Source organism: Kitasatospora sp. Ki12, assembly GCF_054601375.1.
Genome location: NZ_BAAIHT010000003.1, coordinates 1,865,242 through 1,886,090, shown reverse-complemented (window position 1 = coordinate 1,886,090; position 20,849 = coordinate 1,865,242). Strand labels below are relative to the sequence as shown.

Genomic DNA, 20,849 nt, shown 5'->3' with positions numbered 1-20,849 from the left:
GGGCCGGGGCCTCCGGTCCGCCTCCCGCGGGCCCCGCCGGTGGTGGGCGGGGGTGGGGTACGAGGGTGGCGGTGATCACCTTCTGGGGTGGGGGCGCCGGAGAACGTGCAGGTGGGAGGGGTGGCGGAGGTCGGGGGAGGTGGGCCCGGCCGCTGGGGTGGGGGCGGGCGAAGCTACCATGTGCGCAACACCCTCAGCTCGAAAGATGGACTTGTGACTGTCAACGACGACGTGTTCACGGACTGGAAGAACCGCGAGGAGATCGCGGAGTCGATGATCCCGATCATCGGGCGGCTGCACCGGGAGCGGGACGTCACCGTCCTGTGCCACAGCCGTTCCCTGGTGAACAAGTCGGTGGTCAGCATCCTCAAGACGCACCGCTTCGCCCGGCAGATAGCGGGCGAGGAGCTCTCGGTCACCGAGACGATGCCGTTCCTGAGCGCCCTGACCACTCTGGACCTCGGCCCCTCGCAGATCGACATCGGCATGCTCGCCGCCACGTACAAGGCGGACGACCACGGTCTGTCGGTGGAGGAGTTCACCGCCCAGGCCGTGGCGGGTGCCACCGGTGCGAACAAGCTGGAGCGCCGGTCCGCCCAGGACGTCGTGCTGTACGGGTTCGGCCGCATCGGCCGCCTGGTCGCCCGCCTGCTGATCGAGAAGGCCTCGGCCAACGGTCTGCGGCTGAAGGCCATCGTCGTGCGCAACGGTGGCGGCGACGACCTGGTCAAGCGCGCCTCGCTGCTGCGCCGGGACTCCATCCACGGCCAGTTCCAGGGCACGATCACCGTCGACGAGGCGAACAACAAGATCGTCGTCAACGGCAACGAGATCACGGTGATCTACTCCGACGACCCGACCAAGGTCGACTACACGGAGTACGGGATCAAGGACGCGATCCTGATCGACAACACCGGCCGGTGGCGTGACCGCGAGGGCCTGTCGAAGCACCTGCGCCCCGGTATCGCCAAGGTCGTGCTGACCGCGCCGGGCAAGGGCGACGTCCCGAACATCGTCCACGGCGTCAACCACGACATGATCAAGCCGGACGAGCAGATCATCTCCTGCGCCTCCTGCACCACCAACGCCATCGTCCCGCCGCTGAAGGCGATGGAGGACGAGTACGGCGTGGTCCGCGGCCACGTGGAGACCGTCCACTCGTTCACCAACGACCAGAACCTGCTGGACAACTACCACAAGGCCGACCGTCGCGGCCGCTCGGCACCGCTGAACATGGTGATCACCGAGACCGGTGCCGCCTCGGCCGTCGCCAAGGCCCTGCCGGACCTCAAGGCGAAGATCACCGGCAGCTCGATCCGGGTGCCGGTGCCGGACGTCTCCATCGCGATCCTCAACCTCCAGCTCAAGCGGGAGACCAACCGCGAGGACGTCCTGGAGTACCTGCGCAACGTCTCGCTGACCTCGCCGCTGAAGCGCCAGATCGACTTCATCGACTCGCCCGACGCGGTGTCCAGCGACTTCATCGGCTCGCGCCACGCCTCCATCGTGGACGCCGGCGCGACCAAGGTCGACGGCGACAACGCGATCCTCTACCTGTGGTACGACAACGAGTTCGGCTACTCGTGCCAGGTCGTCCGGGTCGTGCAGTACATTTCGGGCGTCGAGTACCCGACCTACCCGGCTCCGGCGGTCTGACCGGACCGCGGGACCTCGTCGGCGGGGCGGTGACCGTTTTGGTCGCCGCCCCTTCGGCGTATCGAGGGGCGTTGCGGGGCATTGCCGGGCGGTACGGTGCGAGGCGGGTTTCCGGTCGGGCTTCCAGGGCCGGGGCTCGGGCTTCGGGCTTCGGTGCTGGGAGGGGTGGGGGATGACGGACGGGTGGCCGACGGTCGAGTTGGACCCGGTGCGGCGGCTGCGGGTGATGGCGGCGGCCGCCCCCGGACGTCCGCTGTTCGCCGAGCGGCGGCTCGCGTCCGGGTTCGACGCGGTGTGGCCGGTCGTGAGCGACCTGTCCGGTGAACTGCCGGGTCTGATCAGCGGGTTGCGCTCCTTCGAGGTCGGGCCGCCGAGCGGTGGCGGGGATGACGGTGGCAGGGATGACGGTGGAGGCGTGGACGGCGGTCGTGGACCGGGCGGGGATCGGCTGGAGGGGCTCGCGGTGAGCGTGCTCGGCCACCGGGAGCGGTTCGAGATCGTGCTGCGCAGCGGCTGGTGCCTGATGCAGAGCCGGGTGCTGCTCGGCGGGATGGCCGCCGTGCCGGACGGAGACGGGACGCGGTTCGCCCTGCTCGCCGCGGTGCGGGTGCCCGGCGCGGGGCCGGTGCAGCGCTTCTTCGGCAAGCTCGTCGACCGGCGCGGCGAGGTGCTGCTGGACCGGTTGGAGCGGCGGATCGGGTCAGGCCGCGAATAGTCGGCGGACGGCCGCCGCCACCTCCCCAGGGCGCTCGTGCGGCAGGAAGTGCCCGCAGCCGGGCAGGACTTCGGCCGTCAGGTCGTCGGCCGGGGCGCCGACGGGGGAGAGCAGGGCGGGGCGGACCACCGGGTCCAGCTCACCGCCGAGCAGCCGGGTCGGGACGGTCAGCCGGCGGTGCCGGAACCGGCCGAGGGCCAGCCGCGGGATGTCGCGGACGACGAAGCCCCAGTGCAGCCGCTCGGCGGCGCGGGCCGCCCCGGGGGTGCTGCCCGCCGCCACGTATTCGGCCAACTCATCGTCCGGCCAAGGGGAATCGGCGGGTACGCCGCGCCGGAGCAGATGGGCGAGCAGGCCCGGTCGGTGGCGGACCACCCGGCGGCCGACGCCGGGGTACTCCAGCAGCGCGGTGTACCAGAACCGCCAGGCCGTACCGAGCAGGGCGCGTTGCCGCGGCCACGGGTGGGTCATGTTGAGCGCGAGCAGGCCGGTGAACCGCTCGGGCGCGCGCAGCGCCAGCTCGAAACCCGTCCAGGCGCCCCAGTCGTGGCCGACCAGGCCGACGCGGTCCAGGCCCAGCCGGTCGAGGGCGGCGAGGACCAGGCGGGCGCGGTCGTCGGTGGTGTGACCGCCCCGGCGCGGGGCCGCCGACCAGCCGAAGCCGGGGAGGTCCAGGCAGAGCAGGCGGAACTCCCCGTCGAGCAGGGGGACCACGTGCCGCCAGGCGTACCAGTGCTGCGGGAAGCCGTGGAGGAGCAGCAGTGGGGTGCCGGTGCTCGGGCCGGCCTCGGCGAGGTGCAGGACGGTGCCGTCGGCGTCGACGTCGAGGTGGTCGTGCCGGACGCCGGGGAGGTCGGGCAGCGGGCGGGGGCGGGGGTCGGTCATCGGGGTCTCCTTCTCCTGCGATGCTCTTGAGACAAGCGGTGTTGTCGAGACGGCGGTGTGCTCGAGAGTGGCCGTTCTCAAGAGAGGAGGGGCGGGAGGGGCGAGGCAATCCCGGGAGGCGGTGGATTTCTTCGGGCTCACCCGTCTCCGGTTCCCCAGGCGGCGCGGAAGCCGTGGCGGGCGCGGAAGAGGCGTGAACGTACGGTGCCGAGTGGGAGGTCCAGGATCTCGGACACGGACTTCTCGTCCAGTCCTTCGATATGACGTAGCGTCAGAACTGCCCTGTGGTCGGGTGGCAGGCGTTCCAGGACGTCCTGGATGTCGGTGGCCAACTCGGGGTCGCGCTGGTCGGGTTGGTCGGGTTGGTCGGCGGGGGCGGCGGGACGGGGCAACCGGCGGGTGGCGAAGCGGACGGCCTCGCGGGCGGCGATGGCCCGGGCCCAGCCGAACAGCGCCTCGGGGGACTTGAGTTGGCGCAGGTTGCGGACGATCGCGATCATCGCCTCCTGGGCGGCGTCCGGCGCGTCCTGCAGGGCGATCGGCGCGCAGACACGCCCGACGTACGGCATCAGCAGGCTCAGCACCTCGTCCAGTGCGAGGGCGTCTCCCTGCTGGGCGGCCCGGACGAGTGCGGTGAGGTCGGGTCGTGGGCTGTCCGCGCCTGTCATGTCGTCCCCCGTCGCCGATCCTCGCCGATCCTCGTCGATCGCCGCCGACCGTCACTGATCGCCGCCGAGCGTCGCCCCGGGTGGACCGTACTGGACGGGGGAGGGGGCCGGTGCGGCGGGCAGGGCGGTGACCGGGGTGGCGGCCGGGCCGGTGACCGGCGTGGCGGTCGGGGCGGCGACGGGCGCGGGGGTGGCGGCGGGGGCGGGCGGAGCTGCGGCTATGTTGAGGGGTCACTGACAGCCGGAGGGAGCGGGCGATGGGGATGAGTGGTCGGCGGATGGCGGCCGGAGTGGCGGCCGGGGTGCTGATGGCGGTGCTCGCCGGGTGCTCGTCCGGCGGGTCGAAGACCGCGGCGGGGACGGCCTCGGGGACGCCGGGTGCGGCGGTCGCGAGCACGGCCGCCGGTACGGCCACCGGGTCGGCGCCCGCGGCCACGGCCCCGGCCGACCCCTCGGCGGCGTCCGCGGCGGCCTCCGCGGCCGCGTCCGGGGCGGCTTCGGCACCGGCGTCCGCGCCCGCGCCGGCCGCGGCGGCCCCCAGCGCGGACCTGGAGGCGGCGCTGCTGGACGACAAGCTGGTCGGCCAGGTGCTGCCGGACGCCAAGGTGATGGCCGGGTGGGAGGAGGAGAAGCGCAAGGTCGACACCGCCGACCACGCCGTGACCTGCACCGCGGCCACCTCCTGCGCGGGCAAGCCGCTCAGCGCGTCGGTCCGGTTCTCCTCGGGCGACGTGGTCACCCGCTTCATCGTGGAGACCCTGCCCAGCCGGGACGCGGCCAAGAACCGGCTGAAGGAGACCTACGCCTCGTACGCCGCCGGCCCGTTCAAGAAGGTCGACACCCCGGCGCTGGGCAGCGAGAGCCAGGCCTTCCAGGGACCGCTGGCCGAGGGCGAGGGCGTCGGCATCGTGGTGCGCTCGGGCACCGTGGTGGCGAGCGTGACCACCGAGGGCGGCCCGGTGGACGTGGCCGCGACGCGGCGGTTCGCGGTGATGCTGGTCAAGCGGATCGAGCAGGCGCAGGCGGGCAAGACGCCCGACGCCGGGCCCGCGCTGGGCTGAGCGCCGGGGCTCGGGCCGACGAGGTGCCGGGGTACGGGCCGTCTGGGTTCGGGCGGTCGGGGTTCGGGCCGTCGGGGCTCAGTGCCAGGTCAGCCCCGGGTACCCGGGAGCTCCGAGCGGATCGAGCGGTCCGAGTGGTCCGAGTGGTCCGAGTGGTTCGAGCGATTCGAGCGGTCCGGGCGTGAGCGGGCCGTCGAGCGCGCAGTGGGCCAGTCGCCAGCCGGGCAGCGGGCCGGCCGGGCCGGTGAGTCCGGCGCAGGCGGCGGTCAGGGCGGCCTCGGCGGTGGACGGGCGGTCGGCGAGGGTGAAGACCATCGCGTCGACGGTGCCGGGGCCGGTCAGGATCCTGGCGTGCCCGATCCGGACCCGGCTGCGCGGGCCGCTCTGCCCGTCGCCTGCCGGTCCGCCTGCCGGCCCCTGCTCCGGCCCCGTCGCCAGCCCGCGTTCCAGCCCCTCGCGGACGGTCTCGGGAGTCGGGTGGTCCGTGCCGCGCGGCAGGCGGGCGGGGCCGTCGGGAGCGCGCAGGTGGAAGCGGATGGCGTGCACGTTCCCAAGACTGACGGAACGCCGGTCGGTGCGGGCACGGCGGACGGTGGCGGATAGCTGTCAGGCAGCAAGATGTCACCCTCGATGCCCGCCAGTGCCCACCGGGCGCCGCCCCCGCCCGCCGGGTCACGCCCGGGCCGGACCGTACCGGCCCCGGAGGGTGCTGGGCTGGGGAAACGGATGTCAGTCGAGCGTGATATGTACTCATCTCGGGTGGCCGCAGTGCGGCCATGCGAAAGATGCCGATGACGTTCGAGGGGGCCACACACATGCCGCTGTTCCGACGCCGCTCCGGCGGGGAAGGCGCGCAGGACCGTGCGGGGCGCCGCGGGTTCGGGTTCGGCCGGCGGGGGGCCGCGGCGGCCGAGGCGGCCCGCGGCGCCGAGCCGAGGCTCGACCCGACCTTCGGGGACGAGTCCCTTCGCAGGGTGCTCGGGCAGGCCGCCGCCGGGGACTGGGCCGCGCTGCGCCCCGCGCTGGCCGCCGTCGAGGACGGCGCGGAGCTGACGCACCTCGCCGGGGCCGTCGCCGAGGTGCCCGGGGTCGAGGAGTGGACGGGCCGCGTCCTCACGGACACCCCGGACGACGCGGTGGCACTGCTGCTGTCCGGCGCCCGGCAGATCACCTGGGCCTGGGAGGCGCGCACCGGCGCCCGGGCCAAGCACGTGGGCGAGGAGCAGTGGAAGCTGTTCCACCAGCGCCTGGACACCGCCGAGGAGCACCTGCTGACGGCGGCCGAGCGCGAGCCGTCCTGGTTGGCCCCCTGGTACTTCCTGCAGATCAGCGCCCGCGGCGCCTCGCTCGGCCCGGAGATCGCCACCTGCCGGTTCGAGGCCGCCGTCCGCCGGGCGCCCGGGCACCCGGGCACGCACCGGCAGCGACTGCAGCAGCTGTGCGCCAAGTGGGGCGGCTTGCACGAGGAGATGCACGACTTCGCCCGCTCGGCGATGCTGGCCGCCCCCGAGGGCAGCCACCTCGGCGAGCTGGTGGCGCTCGCGCACCTGGAGCACTGGCTGGACCTCCCGGACGGCGAGGACCACGCCTACCTGACCAGCCCGACCGTGCTGGCCGAGCTGCAGGAGGCCGCCTTCCGGTCCGTCCTGCACCCGGACTTCACGCCGGAGCGCGGCTGGCAGGGCGCCTTCAACTCCTTCGCGATGGCCTTCTCGCTCGCCGACCAGCGCAAGACCGCCCGGCTGCTGTTCGACGCGCTGGACGGCGCCGTCACCGAGTCGCCCTGGCACTACCTCTCGGGGGATCCGGTCAAGAGCTTCCGGGTCCACCGCGACCGCTGCGCCGGGTACTGATGCCGGCCGAGTCCGCCCGGAATTCCCGGAACTCCAGGAATTCCCGGTGCTCCCGGCACTCCCGGCACTCCCGGCGTTCCTGACGCGCCGAGCCGCGCCCCTGTCGAACCACACCCGCCCCGCGATCGAAAGAGCCTCCGGTGTCCCCAACCGACAACCCGACGAGTGCGCACACCTTCCAGGTGGACCTGCGCGGCCTGGTGGACCTGCTCTCCCACCACCTCTACTCCAGCCCGCGGGTCTACCTGCGCGAGCTGCTGCAGAACGCGGTGGACGCGATCTCCGCCCGCCGCGCCCTCGACCCCGGGGCGCCGGCCCGGATCACCGTCCGCGCCGACGACGAGCTGTCCGTCACCGACACCGGCGTCGGCCTGACCGAGAAGGACGTCCACACCTTCCTCGCCACCATCGGCCGCAGCTCCAAGCGCGACGCCGACGGCCGACTGGACGGCGCCGGGCTGGCACAGGCCCGCGGCGACTTCATCGGCCAGTTCGGCATCGGCCTGCTCGCCTGCTTCGTGGTCGCCGACGAGATCACCGTGGTCACCCGCTCCGCCGCCGACCCGGACGCCCCGGTGATCGAGTGGCGCGGCAGCTCCGACGGCAGCTACACCATCCGCACCCTGCCCGCCGAGGCCAAGCCGGAGCCGGGCACCACCGTCACCCTGGCCCCGCGCGCCGACGCCGCCGAGTGGACCCGCCCCGGCCGGGTGCTCACCCTCGCCCGGGACTTCGGCGGCCTGCTGCGCCACCACGTCACCGTGATCGACGCGAACGGCACCGAGCACCAGGTCAACCGCACCCCGCCGTGGGCCGAGCGGCACGGCTCCCCGCTGGCCCGGCGCGACGCGCTCGCAGAGCACTGCCGGGCCACCTTCGACTTCACCCCGCTCGACACCATCGAGCTGGACCTGCCGCTGGTCGGCCTGCGCGGCGTCGCGTACGTGCTGCCGGACGCCGCCCCGCCCTCGCGCCGCAACGGCCACCGGGTGCACCTCAAGGGCATGCTGCTCTCCGACCAGGCCGACGAACTGCTGCCGGACTGGGCGTTCTTCGTCCGCTGCGTCGTCGACACCGACGGCCTGCGCCCGACCGCCTCCCGCGAGGGCCTGTACGCCGACGAGACGCTGGCCGCCGTCCGCGACGCGCTCGGCGCCCGGATCCGCGACTGGCTGACCGGCCTGTCCGCGAGCGACCCGGCGCTGCTGCACCGCTTCCTGTCCGTCCACCACCTGGCGGTCAAGGAACTCGCGCGCTACGACGACGAGTTGCTGCGGATGATGCTGCCCTGGCTGCCGTTCGAGACCACCGACGGCAACGTCACCCTGGACGAGTTCGCCCGCAGCCACCCGGTGGTGCTGGTGACCCGTACGGTCGAGGAGTTCCGCCAGGTCGCCCCGATCGCCGGCGCGGCCGGCCTCGGCGTGGTCAACGGCGGCTACACCTACGACCACGACCTGGTGCACCGGCTGCCCGAGATCCGCCCCGGCGTCTCGGTCTCCGACCTCGACCCGAGCACCGTCACCGCGCACCTGGACACCGTCGACCCGGCCGCCGAGCTGGCCGCCAACGCCTTCCTGGCGATCGCCCGCGAGGTGGTCGGCCGGTTCGACTGCGACGTCGCCCTGCGCAGCTTCCACCCGACCAACGCGCCCGCCCTGCTGCTCGACAACCGGGAGGCCCGGCACGAGCGCACCCGCGCCCAACTCGCCGACGAGGCCGACGGATTGTGGGCGGACATCCTCGGCTCGCTGCGCGCCGAGGCGCCCCGCGCCCAGCTGGTGCTCAACCACCTCAACCCGCTGGTGCGCCGCGCCGCGACGGTGACCAACCGCGAACTGACCGTCACCGCCGTCGAGGCGCTGTACGGACAGGCCGTGCTGATGACCCGCCGCCCGCTCAAGGCCAGCGAATCCGCCCTGCTCAACCGGTCGTTCATCAGCCTGCTCGACCACGCCATGCTCGGCCACGAGGCGGGCGGCCCGGATCACCAAGGCCCGAAGGAGGCGTGATGCTGGAGACCCCCGACGCGGTGATGGCCGCGCTGCACGAGAACGACTCCCGCCCGTACGGCCGCACCCGGACCGTCACCGCCGAGGAACTCGTCGACGCCGCCGAGCAGTTCGAGGACACCAAGGTCCGCTCGATGGCCCTGCTCGAACTGATGGAGGCCTACGAGTACGACGGCGAGCGGAACAAGACCCCGGTCGTCTTCGCCCGGGTGCTCAAGCTCTGGGACCAGGATCCGGACGGCTTCGGCGAATGGGCCCGCCACCAGGTGTTCTGGCGCTTCAAGTGGGTGGCCGGCGCGCTGCGGGACAACCCGGACGTGCCGCTGGCCGCCGTCGAGCGCTGGCTCACCGAACTGCGCGACCGCTACCGCGCGGCCGGCCACGGCCTCCACCCGTACTACGCCGAGCGCTACCACCTGGCCGAGGTCACCGGCGTCGGCGTCCAGGACGCCTACGAGCTGTGGACGGCCCGCCCGCGCTCCGAGATGAGCGACTGCCCCGCCTGCGAGACCCGCGCCCGCGCCCGGCACTTCATCGACCTCGGCGACGACGCCCGGGCCCTGGAGGTGCTCGCCCCGGTGCTCGGCGGCCGCAGCACCTGCGAACTGGAGCCGTACCTCAGCCAGTCCGTCGCCCTGCTGCCGCTGCTGCGCCGGGGCCGCACGGACGAAGCCCGCTCCGCGCACCTGACCGGCTACCGCTTCGCGCGCGGCAAGTCCTCGATGCTGGGCGCCGTCGCCCGGCACATCGAGTTCTGCGCGCTGTCCGGCAACGAGCCGCGCGGCCTGGAACTGCTCGCCGAGAACCGGGACCTGTTCGCGGTCACCGGCGAGGCCGCCGCCCGGCTGGACTTCCTGACCGGCGTCGAGGTGCTGATCGCCGCCCTGGCCCGGGCCGGCCACGGCGAGCTCGCGGTCAGCGGCCCGGCGGGCACCGCCTGGACGGTGGACACCCTGCTCGCCCACCTGCGCACCGAGGCGGACGCGCTGGCCGCCCGCTTCGACACCCGCAACGGCACCGACGCGGTCGGCGCCGCGCGGCGCGCCCGGCTGGCCGTCGAGCCGCTGACGTCCGAGCCGCTGGCACTGGGCGTGCGGGCCGCCGCCGCGCCCGGGACGACGGCCGCCGTCCCGGCCGTCGCGCCCGCGCCGCGTCGGGCGGTCGAGGCGGAGCCGGAGGACTTCACCGCCCTGGTGGTCCGGGCCCGCGAGCTGGAGCTGCTCGGGCACCCGGACTCCGACCGGCTGTGGAAGCGGATCGCCGAGCGGGTCGCGGCCGCGGACTTCGTCCACCCCGAGGGCACGGCCGTCGGCAGCCCCGAGCGGCTGCGCGCCGAACTCGCCGAGCAGCGTGCCCACGAGGCGCTGGAGCGCGACGCGTACGCGGAGGGCAAGGCGGGGCTGCTGGAGGCGGCCGCGCTGTTCGAGGCGGCGGGGATGGCCGGGTCGGCGCTGATGGTCCGCACCCGGACGCTGATCGTCGACCTCGACGAGGCGTCGGAGGTGGCGGAGGCGTCGGGGGACTCGTCGTCGGAGGACTCGTCGTCGGGGGCCGAGGACGGCGAGGCCGAGGTGAAGGGTGAGGCGAAGGGCGAGCTCGAGGCCGAGGCGAAGGGCGAGGCGAAGGGCGAGGCGAAGGGCGAGGCGAAGGGCGAGGCGAAGGGCGAGGTTAAGGCCGAGGTTAAGGCCGAGGCGAAGGCGAAGGCGGCCGACTGGCCCGCGCTCGACGAGGCGCTGGCCCGGGCCGAGGAGCTGCGGTCGGCCGGCGAGCTGACCGACGACGACTACCTGATCGTGCTGCAGACCCGCGCCTACGCCGCCCACCACGACCTGGTCGAGGCGCTGCCGGAGCCCGCCGCGGAGACCGTCGCACGCTTCGAGGCGGCGGTCGGCGGCTACCACCGGAGCGCCGTCGAGCTCGGCTCCGACCGGCGGGCCGCGACCTCCCGGCAGTACACCGCGGACGCCGCCGCCCGGCAGGGCCGCCTGGCCGAGGCGGTGGCCGAACTGCGCGAGGTGCTGGCCCAGTTGGACGCGGCCGAGCTGCCCTGGCACACGCCGCGGGTGCTCGGTCTGCTGGGCCAGGCGCTGCTGCAGAGCCGCGAACCGGCCCAGGCGGCCGAGGTGTTCCACCGGGCGCTGGCCGAGGCCGCGCGCTGGGGCGACGACTCCTACCCGTACGCGCCGACGTACATGATGCTCGGCCACTCCTGCATGCAGGTGGGCGACCTCGGCGGTGCGGTCCGCGCGCTGTCCGAGGCGGCCGCGCGCTACGACCGCAAGGGCCCGGAGGCCGTCGAGGAGGCCGCCCAGGTGCGGCTGCAGCTGGCCGACGTGCTGCGCGACACCGGCCGGACGGCGGACGCGGTGGCCGTCCTGGAGTCGGTGCTGCTCGACGCGTCGGCGGCCCGGCTGGACGTCCGGATGCTCGCCCAGACCCGGCTGGACCTCGCCCGCGGCCTGGCCGAACTGGAGGAGTACCGGGACGCGGCCGAGGAGTACCTGCGGCTGGCCGACCTGGTGGCCGGCTGGGAGGACCAGGAGACCCACACCATGGTCGCCTGCGAGGCCGCCCTGGCGCTCGCCCAGGCGGACCGCTGGGACGCCGCCGAGGCGGCACTGGCCCGCGCCCGGGAGGCCCACCGCGAGGCCCCGCAGGTCGACCAGATGGCCGCCACCCTACGGGAGTTGGCGCGGACGACGATGCGCGCCCGGGGCGCCGACGGGATGGACTCCGCGCTGGCTCTGATCGCCGAGGCGGACGGCGTCGGCGCGGCCGCCGAGGAGAGCGGCCAGGAGTACAACGCCTGGTACCTGCGCGGCGGTTCGCACTACGAGCGGGCGCGCTGCCTGGCCGTCGCCGAGCGGTACGAGGAGGCGCTGGCCGAGGTCGAGCGGGCCGTCGCGGTCTACGACGGGGGCGGCGAGCGGGCCGAGGCGCCGCGGGCGGAGTCCGTCCGGCTGGCCGCGCTGATCGAGGGCAGCGACCTCGGCCGCACCGGGGCGGCGGTGGCCCGGCTGACGGGCGGCATCGCGCGCTGCGAGGCGGCCGGGCTGCCGGAGGCGGCACAGGTGCTGCAGGAGCTGCGGGAGCGGTTCGCGGCGTCGCGGTGACCGGGCCGCCGGTCGGTGCCGGTGCTGAACCGGCGTGAGGGGCACCGGGGTTGTGCACCCCGGGGCCCCTCACGCCTGCGGTTCGGTCATGCGGCCGGCTCTGCCGGTGCGGTCGGTCCGGCCGTTTTGCCCGGTGTGCCCGGGCGGAGTTCGGTCGGCCGGGGCCTGGCCGGCCGGGGCGCGGTCAGCAGGGGCCGTCGTCGGCCCAGACGCCCCACTGGCCGCTGGCGCTCGGCACCTCGTTCAGCGTCCACCACTTGGCGTGGTAGTTGTGCCCGTTGTACGAGACCTTGGCGCCGCCGGTGTACGTGGTGCTCGCGCTCCACGCCGGCGCGGTGCAGGCGCCCGGGGTGCCGGGGCTGGTCGGCGGTGTGGTCGGGGGAGTCGTCGGCGGCGTGGTGGGCGGGGTCGCCCCGGCGAACTTCACCGTGTACTTGGTGAAGTCCCAGTCGTTCTGCGCCACGCTGGAGCAGGAGCCGGACAGCCCCGGGTCCACCGGGCCCTGGCACTGCCGGTCCCGGTTGACCGACCAGTAGGTGTACCGGGCCAGGCCGTGCGCGGTGGCGAAGTCCAGCACGGTCTGGAAGTCGGCCTGGCGGAAGTACTCGGCGGCGTCGGTGCGGCCGTTCATCAGCGACACGCCCTCGTGGGCGTACGCGGTCGCCTCGTTCCAGCCGAAGGTGGTCTGCAGGATCCCGTTGAGCTTCACCAGCGCGTCGGTCTGCGCAGCCGCGCCGTTGAAGCCGCCGTCGAACGGCATGATCGAGTAGTTGTTCGGCGTGAAGCCCTGCGACTTGGCCTCGTTGAGCATCTGGGTGCCGAACCAGCCGGTGCCCGCGTTGGTGCCGGCGGTGGTGATCGAGATGTACAGGCCCGGGTTGTTCTGCTGGAGGATCCGCGCGGCGCCGATCTCGTTGTGGATGGCCGTGGTGTTCTCGTACTCCGGCTCCTCCAGGTCGAAGTCGATCGCCTTGAGCTGGTACTTGGTGATCACCTTCTGGTAGCCGGCGGCGGTCGCTTCCGGCGTGCCGCAGACCTGGCCAAGCTTGGTGCCGCCGTACCCGCCGACCGACACCGAGACGTCCCCGCCCTTGCCGCGGACGGTCTGGATGACGTTCGGCATGGTGGTGTCGGTGTCGATCGAGGAGGTGCCGCCCCAGGCGGGGGAGCAACTGTTGCCCTGGGCCAGGATGAAGGCCAGCTGGAAGGCCTTCTGGCCGGTGGCGTCCATGACGGCGGCGGCGTCCGGCGGGCTGTTGTCCTCGGGCATCAGGTAGGGCGCCGAGGCGTACCAGTTGCTGCCCAGGCCGGTCGCGGCGGTGACGGCCGTGGTGTCCGTGGTGTCCGTGGTGTCCGCCGCGGCGGCGCCGGTGCCGACGAGTGCGGCGAGGCCTCCGGCGACCAGGCCGAGCACGCCGGTCACGGCGAGGGCGGTCCGGCCGGAGCGGACGCGGTGCCGGTTGCGCGGCCGGGTTCGGGGCTGGATCCGGGGTTGGTTTCGGGGTTGGTTTCGGGCGGTGGAGGTGCCGGGCGGATCGGCGGGGTGTTCCGGGCCGGTCGGGTGTGGGGGAATGGCGCGTTCCATCGGAAGCCTTCCAGGAAACGGCGGTGGGGGAAGTGCCCGTTTCGCGCCGGAGGTGGGGGTGGCGCGGCGGCAGGCAGAACTGCCCAGGGGCGTTGGGTGGTTGCCGTGGGCTCCCACTGGTATAGACCTGTCCCGGAGGGCGGGTCAAGACCCGGTGGAGGGGGAGTGTGAACCGCCGGGAACAGGAGCCTCTTGTTCCGGATTACCGTCCGTTGACCGCTTTCGAAGTTGGTCTAGACAAGCTCTCGAGCGGTCGGTTAGCTTTTCGAACCGCGAGATCTCGTCAGTAAGTGCACAGCCTCTCCAATCCATCTTCCCGAGTGGAGGAACAAATGGTTCAGGCAGTTCTCAACCTGGTCGACCGCGTGGTTTCCGGTGGCCGCAAGGCCGATGTCGCGGACGCGTACTGCGCCTGCCCGGCCGGCACCACCACGCACTGCAGCGGTGAAAACCTGTACGTCACGGAGTGCTGCTCCTGGAACTGTGCGGTCAAGCCGTCCTGTGTCACGTACGTCATCGTCGGCGGCTGCTGATCGTCCGCTGATCCGTCCGTTGATCCGTCTGCCGGCCCGTCTGCCAGCCCGTCTGTCGACCTGTCTGCCGGCCCGTTCCGGTTCGCCGGTCGAGCCGGTCGAGCCGGTCGGCTGACACACGGCCGCCGGTGCCCCCGTCCTGCGTCGGCGGGGGCACCGGCGGAGGGGGAGTCATGACCGCATACCTGTTGCTCGGCTGCCGCGCCGTGATCGCGGTGGTGTTCGCCGGATCCGCCCTCACCAAGTTCCGCGCGCGCCGCGACTTCGCCTCCGCGCTGCGCGTGATGGCGGTCCTGCCGCCCCGGCTGACCGGTGCGGCGACGGTCGGGGTCCCGGTCGCCGAGGCTGCCCTGGCCCTCCTGGTCTGGGTGCCCGAACCCGTCTCGACCTGGGCTTTCGCCGCGACCGGCGGGTTGATCGCGCTGTTCTCCGCCGTCCTGGTCCGGCTGCTGCGGCAGGGCGCCGACGTCTCCTGCTCCTGCTTCGGCGCCTCCGGCGTGCCCGTGAGCAAGGCTCATGTGGTGCGCAACCTGGTGCTGATCGCCGTCGCCGCGGCCGGCCTGGCGGCGAGCATCGCGCCCGGCCCCGGTGGCCTCGGGCCGACCGGGGTGGCCGTCGTACTGCTCGTGGCGGGCTTCGCGAGCGCGCTGATCATCGCCACCGACACGCTCGTCGAGCTCTTCTCGGCGGCACGCTGAGCCGCGCCCGCCCCCGCCCCCGCCTCTCGCCGTTCGGGCCGCCCGACCCGGTTCGGGGGTGCCCTCCCGGGCGGCGCGGTGCCCCTTTCCTCCCGGATTCCACCGGGGATTCGTACCGGAATTCCTCCCTGTACCCGACCGAACCAGGAACGAGGCACGGAATCGTCATGACCATGCTTTTCATCGTCATTATCGGCTGTCTTTCGCTGTTCAATCTGATGTTGACGCTCGCGCTCGCCCGGAAAATCAACACGCATGGTTCCGCGCACGGTTCGCCGACCTCCTTCGGAAATATCAGGACGGGCGTCTCGGTGCCCGACAACCGGATTCCGGACGGTGCTCCCGTACCGGAATTCCGGGCATCCACCGGAGCGGAGGGCGACGTCACCAGGGCCGACCTGGTCGGCGCACCCGCCGTGGTCGGCTTCTTCTCCGGGACCTGCGGGCCGTGCCTGGAGCAGGCGCCCGACTTCGTCAAGGCCGTCACCGGCTACCCGGGCGGGCGCGAGCGGGTCCTCGCCGTCGTCAAGGGCAGCGGGCCGGTGGTCGCCGAGCTGCGCACGCTGCTGGAGCCGGTCGCCCGGGTGTCGGTCGAGACCTCCGGTGCCGGCCCCGAGTCCACGGCCGAGGCGTTCGGGATCGTGCGCTGGCCCAGCTACGTCTCCGTCGACGCGGACGGCCGGCTCACCAACCACCTGGTCCCGGGCGAGCTCGTCATCCCGACCGCCGCGCGATGAGCGGGACTCATACCGGTGGCTCCGCCGGCCCGGTCGGCGGTGGGTCGGTCGAGGGTGGCCCGGTCGGTGGTGGCCCGACCGAGGGTGGCCAGGTCGGTGGTGGGTCGAACAGCGGTGGCTCGACCGGCCGCCGTCCGGTCGGCCTGGGTCCGGCCGGAGCGGGGATCGGATCGGGGGCCGGGGCCGGGGCCGGGGCCGGGGCCGGATCGGGGGCGGGTGCCGGGCGGGCGTTCCGCTCGGCGGGTGCCGCCTGCGCGCTCGCGTGGCGGGCCGGCCGGACCACCCTGCTGCTGTCGCTGCTCTGCGGGCTGGTCGCCGGCCTGCTGCCCGCCGCCACCGCGCTGCTGGTGAGCCGGCTGTTCGACGCGCTCACCGGTGCCGCGGACGGCCCGACCACCGGCACCTGCGTCCTGCTGGTCGTGGCCAGCCTCGGCATGGCGCTGTTCCCCGCGCTCGGCGAGTACACCCGGGCGCGCTCCAGCCGGGCGATCCGACTGCGGGTGCAGGAGGAACTGTTCGACGCGGTCAACCGGCTGCCGGGCCTGCGGCCCTTCGAGGACCCGCGCTTCCAGGACCGGCTCCGCCTCGCCCAACAGGCCGGCGGCGTCGCCCCGGACATCCTGGTCGGCGCGGCCTTCGGCAGCCTCCAGGCGCTCCTCACCGTTGGAGGCTTCCTCGTCACGGTCTTCGTCGTCAACCCGCTGCTCGGCGTGCTCACCCTGGTGCTGACGCTGCCCCTGGTGCGGGCCCAGCTGGCGGCCGGCCGCCGCCGGGCCGCCGTCCTGAGCGAGACCATGTCCCGCAACCGGCGCCAGTCCTTCTACAGCAGCCTGGTGTCCGACGTCGACGCCGTGAAGGAGATCCGCCTCTTCGGCCTGCAGGACTTCCTGCGCGGGCGCGCCCGGCACGAACTGCGGGCGGTCAGCGGCGCCGAGGAACGCACCGACCGGCAGAACCTCGCCCGTCGGCTGCCCGCCTCACTCCTCGGCGTGGCCGTCTACGCGCTCGGCCTGCTGTGGGCGGTACGGGCCGCCCGGCACGGCGAACTCTCCCTCGGCCAGGTCTCGGTGTGCCTCGCGGCGGTCGCCGGCATCCAGACCGGTGTCGGCCAGCTCGCGGCCGGCGGCGCCTCCGCCTACCAGGCCGCGCTCACCTTCGACCACTACCGCACGCTCGGCGAGGCCCCGCCCGACCTCGCCCCCGCCACCGACCCGCGCCCGCCCGCGGCGCTGCGCGGCACCATCGAGTTCCAGGACGTCTGGTTCCGCTACCACCCCGACGCGCCGTGGATCCTGCGCGGCGTCTCCGTCACCCTGCGGGCCGACACCGTCACCGCCCTGGTCGGCCTCAACGGCGCGGGCAAGAGCACCCTCGTCAAACTGCTCTGCCGGCTCTACGACCCCGACCGCGGCCGGGTGCTCTGGGACGGCGTCGACATCCGGGAGTTCCCGCCCGACGAGTACCGGCAGCGGATCGGCGTCGTCTTCCAGGACTACTGCCGCTACGACCTGACCGCCGGCGAGAACATCGGCCTCGGCCGCCTCGCCCACCTCGACGACCAGGCCCGCATCGCCGACGCCGCCCGCGCGGCGGGCATCCACGACCGGGTGCGACGACTGGACGGCGGATACGGCGCCCTGCTCAGCCGGATCTTCCTGCCCGAAGGAGTGACGGAGGCGGGCTGGGGCCACTCCCTGTCCGGCGGTGAATGGCAACGCCTCGCGGTGGCACGGGCGTTCATGCGCGGTGACGCCGACCTGATGATCCTCGACGAACCCAGTGCGGGCCTTGACGCCGCCGCCGAACAGGAACTCCACGAGAACCTCCGCGAGTTGCGCCGGGGCGCCACCAGCCTGGTGATCTCCCACCGGCTCAGCACCGTCCGGGACGCCGACCGGATCGTCGTCCTCGGCGCCGGCCAGGTGATCGAGGACGGCACCCATGACGCCCTGATGGCCCTCGGCGGACGCTACGCGGAACTCTTCACCCTCCAGGCCTCCGGCTACCAGGACGCGGTCGTGTCGATCCGGGCGGGCGGGGTGTGAGGTGTCGGGCTGTGAGGTGTCGGGCGGGGCCGTGCCGGTGGTGATGCGGGTCCGGGTGTCCAGTCGGTCGGTTCGCTGAGCGGAGGAGGTGCAGGGGTGGGGCTGCTGGTGGTGGTCGGTGGCGGGCTGGTGGTGGTCGCGGTGGCCCTCGCGGGGCTGTTGCGGGTGGTGATGTCGGTGGTCGTGGTCTCCGGCCCGAGCATGAGTCCGGCGCTGCGGCCTGGTCAGCGGGTCCTGGTGCTGCGGCGGGGCCCGGCCCGGTTGCGTGCGGGCCGGATCGTGGTGGTCTCCCCGGACGGCCTTGGTGCCGCACCAGCCGGCGCCGCACCGGTCAGCGCCGCAACGGTCGGCGCCTCGCCGGTCGGCCCGGCCAGGCGGCAGCCGGACCGGCTGCTGGTGAAGCGCCTGGCCGCGCTGCCCGGTGATCCGGTCCCGCCGTCGGTGCGTCCGGTCGTGGCGGGCGGTACGGTGCCGGGCGGGCATGTGGTGCTGCTGGGCGACAACCCGGAGTTCAGCACGGACTCCCGGATGTGGGGCGCCGTTCCGGCGCGCAGCGTGGTGGGCGTGGTGCTCGACGGCGTCCGGCTGCGGGATTGACCGGGGGCGTCGGTTCCGTCGGCTCTCTCGTCTCGTCGTCGTCCCCTCGTCGTCCGGTCAGGGCCGTGCCAAGGGTGCCGGGACCGGGCCGGCGGACTTGAGGGTGCGGAGGACGGGGGCGGACTCCAGGGCGGTGATCTCCGGGACGGCGCCCAGCCGTTGGGTCAGGTACCGGTGGAGGTCGGCCGGGTCGGTGCACAGGGCGAGGGCCGCGAGGTTGCTGGGCCCGGTGGTGGCGGCGACAAAGGCGAGTTCGCGGTGGGTGGCGAGGGCGCGGCCGACGCGGTCGAGGTGGGCGGGGGCGACGCTCAGCCAGAGCAGTGCCTGCATGTCCGCGCCCAGCAGCCGGGGGTCGAGCTCCACGTCGAGGAACACCGTGCCGTCCGACCGGAGTTCGGTGAGTCGGCGGGCGACGGTGGCCGGGGTGCGGCCGGTGGCGGCGGCGAGGTCGCCGAGGGGTGTGCGGCCGTCCCGGTGGAGCGCGCCGAGCAGGGTGTGGTCGGACTCGTCCAGGCCGCCGGACGCGAGGCCGGACGAGGGGAGGCCGGACGGGGGGAGGCCGGACGGGGTGGGGTCGGCGGTGGCCGGGCGCAGCCGGGCCTGCTGGTCCTCGCTGAGTGCCTCGGTGCTGGCCGGCCAGGCGCTCGGGCCGCCGCGGTAGGTGTGCAGCAGGCAGTGGGCGGCGACGTCGGTGACGGCGGCGGTACGGGGGATGTCGCGCAGCAGCAGGCTGTGGCCCTCGGGGCCGGGGCCGGTGTCGACGATGGCGGTGATCTCGGTGCCGCCGGAGGCGAGCTTCACCCAGGCGGTGTCGGCGCGGCGGACCAGCGCCTGGGCGAGGTTCTGGGCGGTGTGCGGGCCGGCGGTCAGGCGCAGCAGCCACTGTGAGCGTCCGGCCCGGTGCGGGTCGGCGAGCCCGACGACCCGGAGTCCGGCCTCGGCCCGCAGCCGCCGGTAGCGGCGGGCGACGGTCTGCGGGGAAACGTCGAGGACGGCGGCGATTTGGTTGAACGGGGCGCGCCCGTCGACGCGCAGGGCGTGGACGAGCGCGCGGTCGAGGTCATCGAGCATGAGTGGGTTCCCGGGGGTCGGACGCACCGTCCGATTCTGCCGTGTCCGGTCCTGCCGTGTTCCGTTCCGTCGCCTCCGGTGCCGTCGCCTCCGGTTCTGCCGCGTCCGGTTCTGTCGCGCGTGGTTCGGTGGGGACGGCGGCGGGGGAGGTATGAGCGCCGCTCATGGCCCGCCCGGCGACGACGACGGCTGCCAGCACTCCGACCGCGACCCAGCAGGCGCGCTGGGCCCCGGCGCTGTCCGGGGCGGCCAGGTAGATCCGTCCGAGCACCGCGACGCCCAGGGTCGAGCCGAGCTGCTGGACGGCGTTGAGCAGGCCGGCGGCCGATCCGGTCTCCTGCGGTCGCAGCGGCCGCAGGGCGGTGGTGAAGAAGACCGGGGTGAACAGCCCCTGCCCGAGTCCGACCACGGCGAGTGCGTACGGCAGCGCGTCCGGCCGTTCGCCCGTCCGGTAGGCGCCGATGGCGGCCGTCACCCCGATCGCCATGACGGCCACCCCGGCGGGCATCACCCGCGCCCCGTACCGCGGGACCAGCGAGGAGCCGGCCCACACGGAACCGGCCGCGAGCCCGGCCGACATCGGCAGCAGGGTCAGGCCGGAGGCCAGGGCATCCGCACCGCTGCCGAGTTGGAGCTGCAGGACGACGACCAGGCCGAGCCCCGTGGTGGCGGCGAAGGCGAGCGCCAGGGCGACCAGCGCGGCCGGGAACCGCACGGAGGTGAACAGGCTCGGCTCGACCAGGGTGTCGGTACCGCGCCGGGCCCCGCGCCGCTGGTGGACGACGAAGGCGACCGCGGCTGCCGCACCGACGGCCGGCCACACCGGCGGGGTGTGTCCGGTGGCCAGCAGCGGCAGGACCAGCAGTCCGGTGGCGAGTGCCGCGAGCGCGCTGCCGACCGGGTCGAGGCCGGGGCGGCGCGGGGCGCGGTCCTCGATGAGCAGCGGGGCGAGGGTCAGGACGGCGAGCGAGAGCGGGAGGTTGACCAGGAAGACCGCCCGCCAGGAGGAGCCGAAGAGGTCGGCGTGGGTGAGCACCCCGCCGAGCACCGGTCCGGCGACCGCGGCGATTCCCATCACGGGCCCGATCGTGCCGAGGGCCCGGGCGGTCTCGGGGCCGCGGAACATCGCCTTGATCAGGCCGATGGTCTGCGGCACGATCACGGCCGCCGCCGCACCCTGGACGGCCCGGAAGACGAGCAGCGCGCCGAGCGTGGGCGCACAGGCGCAGGCCAGCGAGGAGAGCAGGAAGCCGATGACGCCGATCCGGAACATCCGCCGGCGTCCGGCCCGGTCGCCGAGCCGACCGCCGGTGAGCAGCAGGACGGCGAACGGCAGGGTGTACGCGGTGGTGAGCCAGGGCACGGCGGCGGCCGGTCCGCCGAGGTCGGCGCGCATGCGCGGCGCGGCGACCTGCACGATCGTCGCGTCCAGCAGGTTCATCGCCTCGGCGGTGAGCAGCGCACCGAGTGCCCACCAGCGGTGCGGGTGCGGGTGGCCCGGTCGGGCGGACGGTGGGGGCAGCGGCTGAGCGGACAACAGGTCCTCCTTCGGGCGTACGGCTGGAATGCCGTCACCCTCCGGCCGTACGCCCGCGCCGACCAGCCGCCGCAGCCCGGATC

General features: G+C 74.1%; 17 protein-coding genes. 11 read left to right on the top strand and 6 right to left on the bottom strand.

The window, feature by feature from the left end; genetic code table 11:
* The first annotated feature begins 213 nt into the window (after positions 1-213).
* Complete coding sequence (locus ACYP53_RS38870) at positions 214-1,656, top strand: glyceraldehyde-3-phosphate dehydrogenase (protein ID WP_189914030.1); 1,443 nt, start codon at positions 214-216, stop codon at positions 1,654-1,656.
* A gap of 172 nt (positions 1,657-1,828) precedes the next feature.
* The gene (locus tag ACYP53_RS38865) at positions 1,829-2,371 is read left to right on the top strand and encodes a hypothetical protein (protein ID WP_459650860.1); all 543 of its coding nucleotides are present in this window, start codon (positions 1,829-1,831) and stop codon (positions 2,369-2,371) included.
* Here the strand turns inward: ACYP53_RS38865 and ACYP53_RS38860 are convergent.
* Both ACYP53_RS38860 and ACYP53_RS38855 read right to left on the bottom strand, forming a co-directional pair.
* Positions 2,357-3,256: an alpha/beta fold hydrolase gene (locus ACYP53_RS38860; RefSeq protein WP_189914028.1), complete on the bottom strand. Its 900-nt coding sequence runs from the start codon at positions 3,254-3,256 to the stop codon at positions 2,357-2,359. The genes ACYP53_RS38865 and ACYP53_RS38860 overlap by 15 nt on opposite strands.
* Positions 3,257-3,393: 137 nt before the next feature.
* The gene (locus tag ACYP53_RS38855; protein ID WP_189914027.1) at positions 3,394-3,924 is read right to left on the bottom strand and encodes an RNA polymerase sigma factor; all 531 of its coding nucleotides are present in this window, start codon (positions 3,922-3,924) and stop codon (positions 3,394-3,396) included.
* 257 nt (positions 3,925-4,181) lie between these two features.
* Here ACYP53_RS38855 and ACYP53_RS38850 point away from each other — a divergent pair, with 257 nt between their 5' ends.
* Complete coding sequence (locus tag ACYP53_RS38850) at positions 4,182-4,985, top strand: hypothetical protein (RefSeq protein WP_459650859.1); 804 nt, start codon at positions 4,182-4,184, stop codon at positions 4,983-4,985.
* 78 nt (positions 4,986-5,063) lie between these two features.
* Here ACYP53_RS38850 and ACYP53_RS38845 read toward each other — a convergent pair whose 3' ends face one another.
* The gene (locus tag ACYP53_RS38845) at positions 5,064-5,531 is read right to left on the bottom strand and encodes a hypothetical protein (protein ID WP_459650858.1); all 468 of its coding nucleotides are present in this window, start codon (positions 5,529-5,531) and stop codon (positions 5,064-5,066) included.
* Positions 5,532-5,800: 269 nt separating this feature from the next.
* Here ACYP53_RS38845 and ACYP53_RS38840 point away from each other — a divergent pair, with 269 nt between their 5' ends.
* The 3 genes from ACYP53_RS38840 to ACYP53_RS38830 all read left to right on the top strand — a co-directional run bounded on the left by ACYP53_RS38840 (position 5,801) and on the right by ACYP53_RS38830 (position 11,963).
* Positions 5,801-6,838 (top strand): hypothetical protein, encoded by a 1,038-nt coding sequence (locus ACYP53_RS38840; RefSeq protein ID WP_459650857.1) that lies wholly within the window; start codon positions 5,801-5,803, stop codon positions 6,836-6,838.
* 140 nt (positions 6,839-6,978) lie between these two features.
* Entirely contained in the window at positions 6,979-8,850 is a 1,872-nt protein-coding gene (locus tag ACYP53_RS38835; protein WP_459650856.1) for an HSP90 family protein, read from the top strand.
* Positions 8,850-11,963: a hypothetical protein gene (locus ACYP53_RS38830; protein WP_459650855.1), complete on the top strand. Its 3,114-nt coding sequence runs from the start codon at positions 8,850-8,852 to the stop codon at positions 11,961-11,963. Before ACYP53_RS38835 ends, ACYP53_RS38830 begins: the two co-directional genes overlap by 1 nt.
* A 184-nt stretch (positions 11,964-12,147) precedes the next feature.
* Here the strand turns inward: ACYP53_RS38830 and ACYP53_RS38825 are convergent, their stop codons facing one another.
* Complete coding sequence (locus ACYP53_RS38825) at positions 12,148-13,386, bottom strand: carbohydrate-binding protein (protein WP_459650854.1); 1,239 nt, start codon at positions 13,384-13,386, stop codon at positions 12,148-12,150.
* A 494-nt stretch (positions 13,387-13,880) separates the two neighbouring features.
* Between ACYP53_RS38825 and ACYP53_RS38820 the strand changes: the two genes are divergently transcribed.
* The 5 genes from ACYP53_RS38820 to ACYP53_RS38800 all read left to right on the top strand — a co-directional run bounded on the left by ACYP53_RS38820 (position 13,881) and on the right by ACYP53_RS38800 (position 18,158).
* A complete protein-coding gene (locus ACYP53_RS38820; protein WP_229928331.1) occupies positions 13,881-14,081 on the top strand; it encodes a hypothetical protein in 201 nt (66 codons plus the stop codon).
* A gap of 173 nt (positions 14,082-14,254) precedes the next feature.
* Complete coding sequence (locus ACYP53_RS38815) at positions 14,255-14,779, top strand: MauE/DoxX family redox-associated membrane protein (protein ID WP_459650853.1); 525 nt, start codon at positions 14,255-14,257, stop codon at positions 14,777-14,779.
* A 167-nt stretch (positions 14,780-14,946) separates the two neighbouring features.
* On the top strand, positions 14,947-15,516 hold the full coding sequence (locus ACYP53_RS38810) for a TlpA family protein disulfide reductase (protein WP_459650852.1): 570 nt from the start codon (positions 14,947-14,949) through the stop codon (positions 15,514-15,516).
* Positions 15,513-17,561: an ABC transporter ATP-binding protein gene (locus ACYP53_RS38805; protein ID WP_459650851.1), complete on the top strand. Its 2,049-nt coding sequence runs from the start codon at positions 15,513-15,515 to the stop codon at positions 17,559-17,561. Before ACYP53_RS38810 ends, ACYP53_RS38805 begins: the two co-directional genes overlap by 4 nt.
* A gap of 96 nt (positions 17,562-17,657) precedes the next feature.
* Positions 17,658-18,158 carry a S26 family signal peptidase gene (locus ACYP53_RS38800; protein WP_459650850.1) on the top strand — a complete coding sequence of 167 codons (501 nt, stop codon included), beginning with the start codon at positions 17,658-17,660 and terminating at the stop codon, positions 18,156-18,158.
* 57 nt (positions 18,159-18,215) lie between these two features.
* Here ACYP53_RS38800 and ACYP53_RS38795 read toward each other — a convergent pair whose 3' ends face one another.
* Positions 18,216-19,229: an Lrp/AsnC family transcriptional regulator gene (locus ACYP53_RS38795; RefSeq protein ID WP_459650849.1), complete on the bottom strand. Its 1,014-nt coding sequence runs from the start codon at positions 19,227-19,229 to the stop codon at positions 18,216-18,218.
* A complete protein-coding gene (locus tag ACYP53_RS38790) occupies positions 19,219-20,766 on the bottom strand; it encodes an MFS transporter (RefSeq protein ID WP_459650848.1) in 1,548 nt (515 codons plus the stop codon). The genes ACYP53_RS38795 and ACYP53_RS38790 overlap by 11 nt, the downstream gene beginning before the upstream one ends.
* Positions 20,767-20,849 lie beyond the last annotated feature (83 nt).

Coding starts and splice junctions, on each gene's coding strand:
- ACYP53_RS38820 (WP_229928331.1), top strand. CDS start 13,881: ATGGTTCAGGCAGTTCTCAACCTGGTCGACCGCGTGGTTTCCGGTGGC.
- ACYP53_RS38830 (WP_459650855.1), top strand. CDS start 8,850: ATGCTGGAGACCCCCGACGCGGTGATGGCCGCGCTGCACGAGAACGAC.
- ACYP53_RS38855 (WP_189914027.1), bottom strand. CDS start 3,924: ATGACAGGCGCGGACAGCCCACGACCCGACCTCACCGCACTCGTCCGG.
- ACYP53_RS38840 (WP_459650857.1), top strand. CDS start 5,801: ATGCCGCTGTTCCGACGCCGCTCCGGCGGGGAAGGCGCGCAGGACCGT.
- ACYP53_RS38860 (WP_189914028.1), bottom strand. CDS start 3,256: ATGACCGACCCCCGCCCCCGCCCGCTGCCCGACCTCCCCGGCGTCCGG.
- ACYP53_RS38815 (WP_459650853.1), top strand. CDS start 14,255: ATGACCGCATACCTGTTGCTCGGCTGCCGCGCCGTGATCGCGGTGGTG.
- ACYP53_RS38805 (WP_459650851.1), top strand. CDS start 15,513: ATGAGCGGGACTCATACCGGTGGCTCCGCCGGCCCGGTCGGCGGTGGG.
- ACYP53_RS38810 (WP_459650852.1), top strand. CDS start 14,947: ATGACCATGCTTTTCATCGTCATTATCGGCTGTCTTTCGCTGTTCAAT.
- ACYP53_RS38795 (WP_459650849.1), bottom strand. CDS start 19,229: ATGCTCGATGACCTCGACCGCGCGCTCGTCCACGCCCTGCGCGTCGAC.
- ACYP53_RS38865 (WP_459650860.1), top strand. CDS start 1,829: ATGACGGACGGGTGGCCGACGGTCGAGTTGGACCCGGTGCGGCGGCTG.
- ACYP53_RS38850 (WP_459650859.1), top strand. CDS start 4,182: ATGGGGATGAGTGGTCGGCGGATGGCGGCCGGAGTGGCGGCCGGGGTG.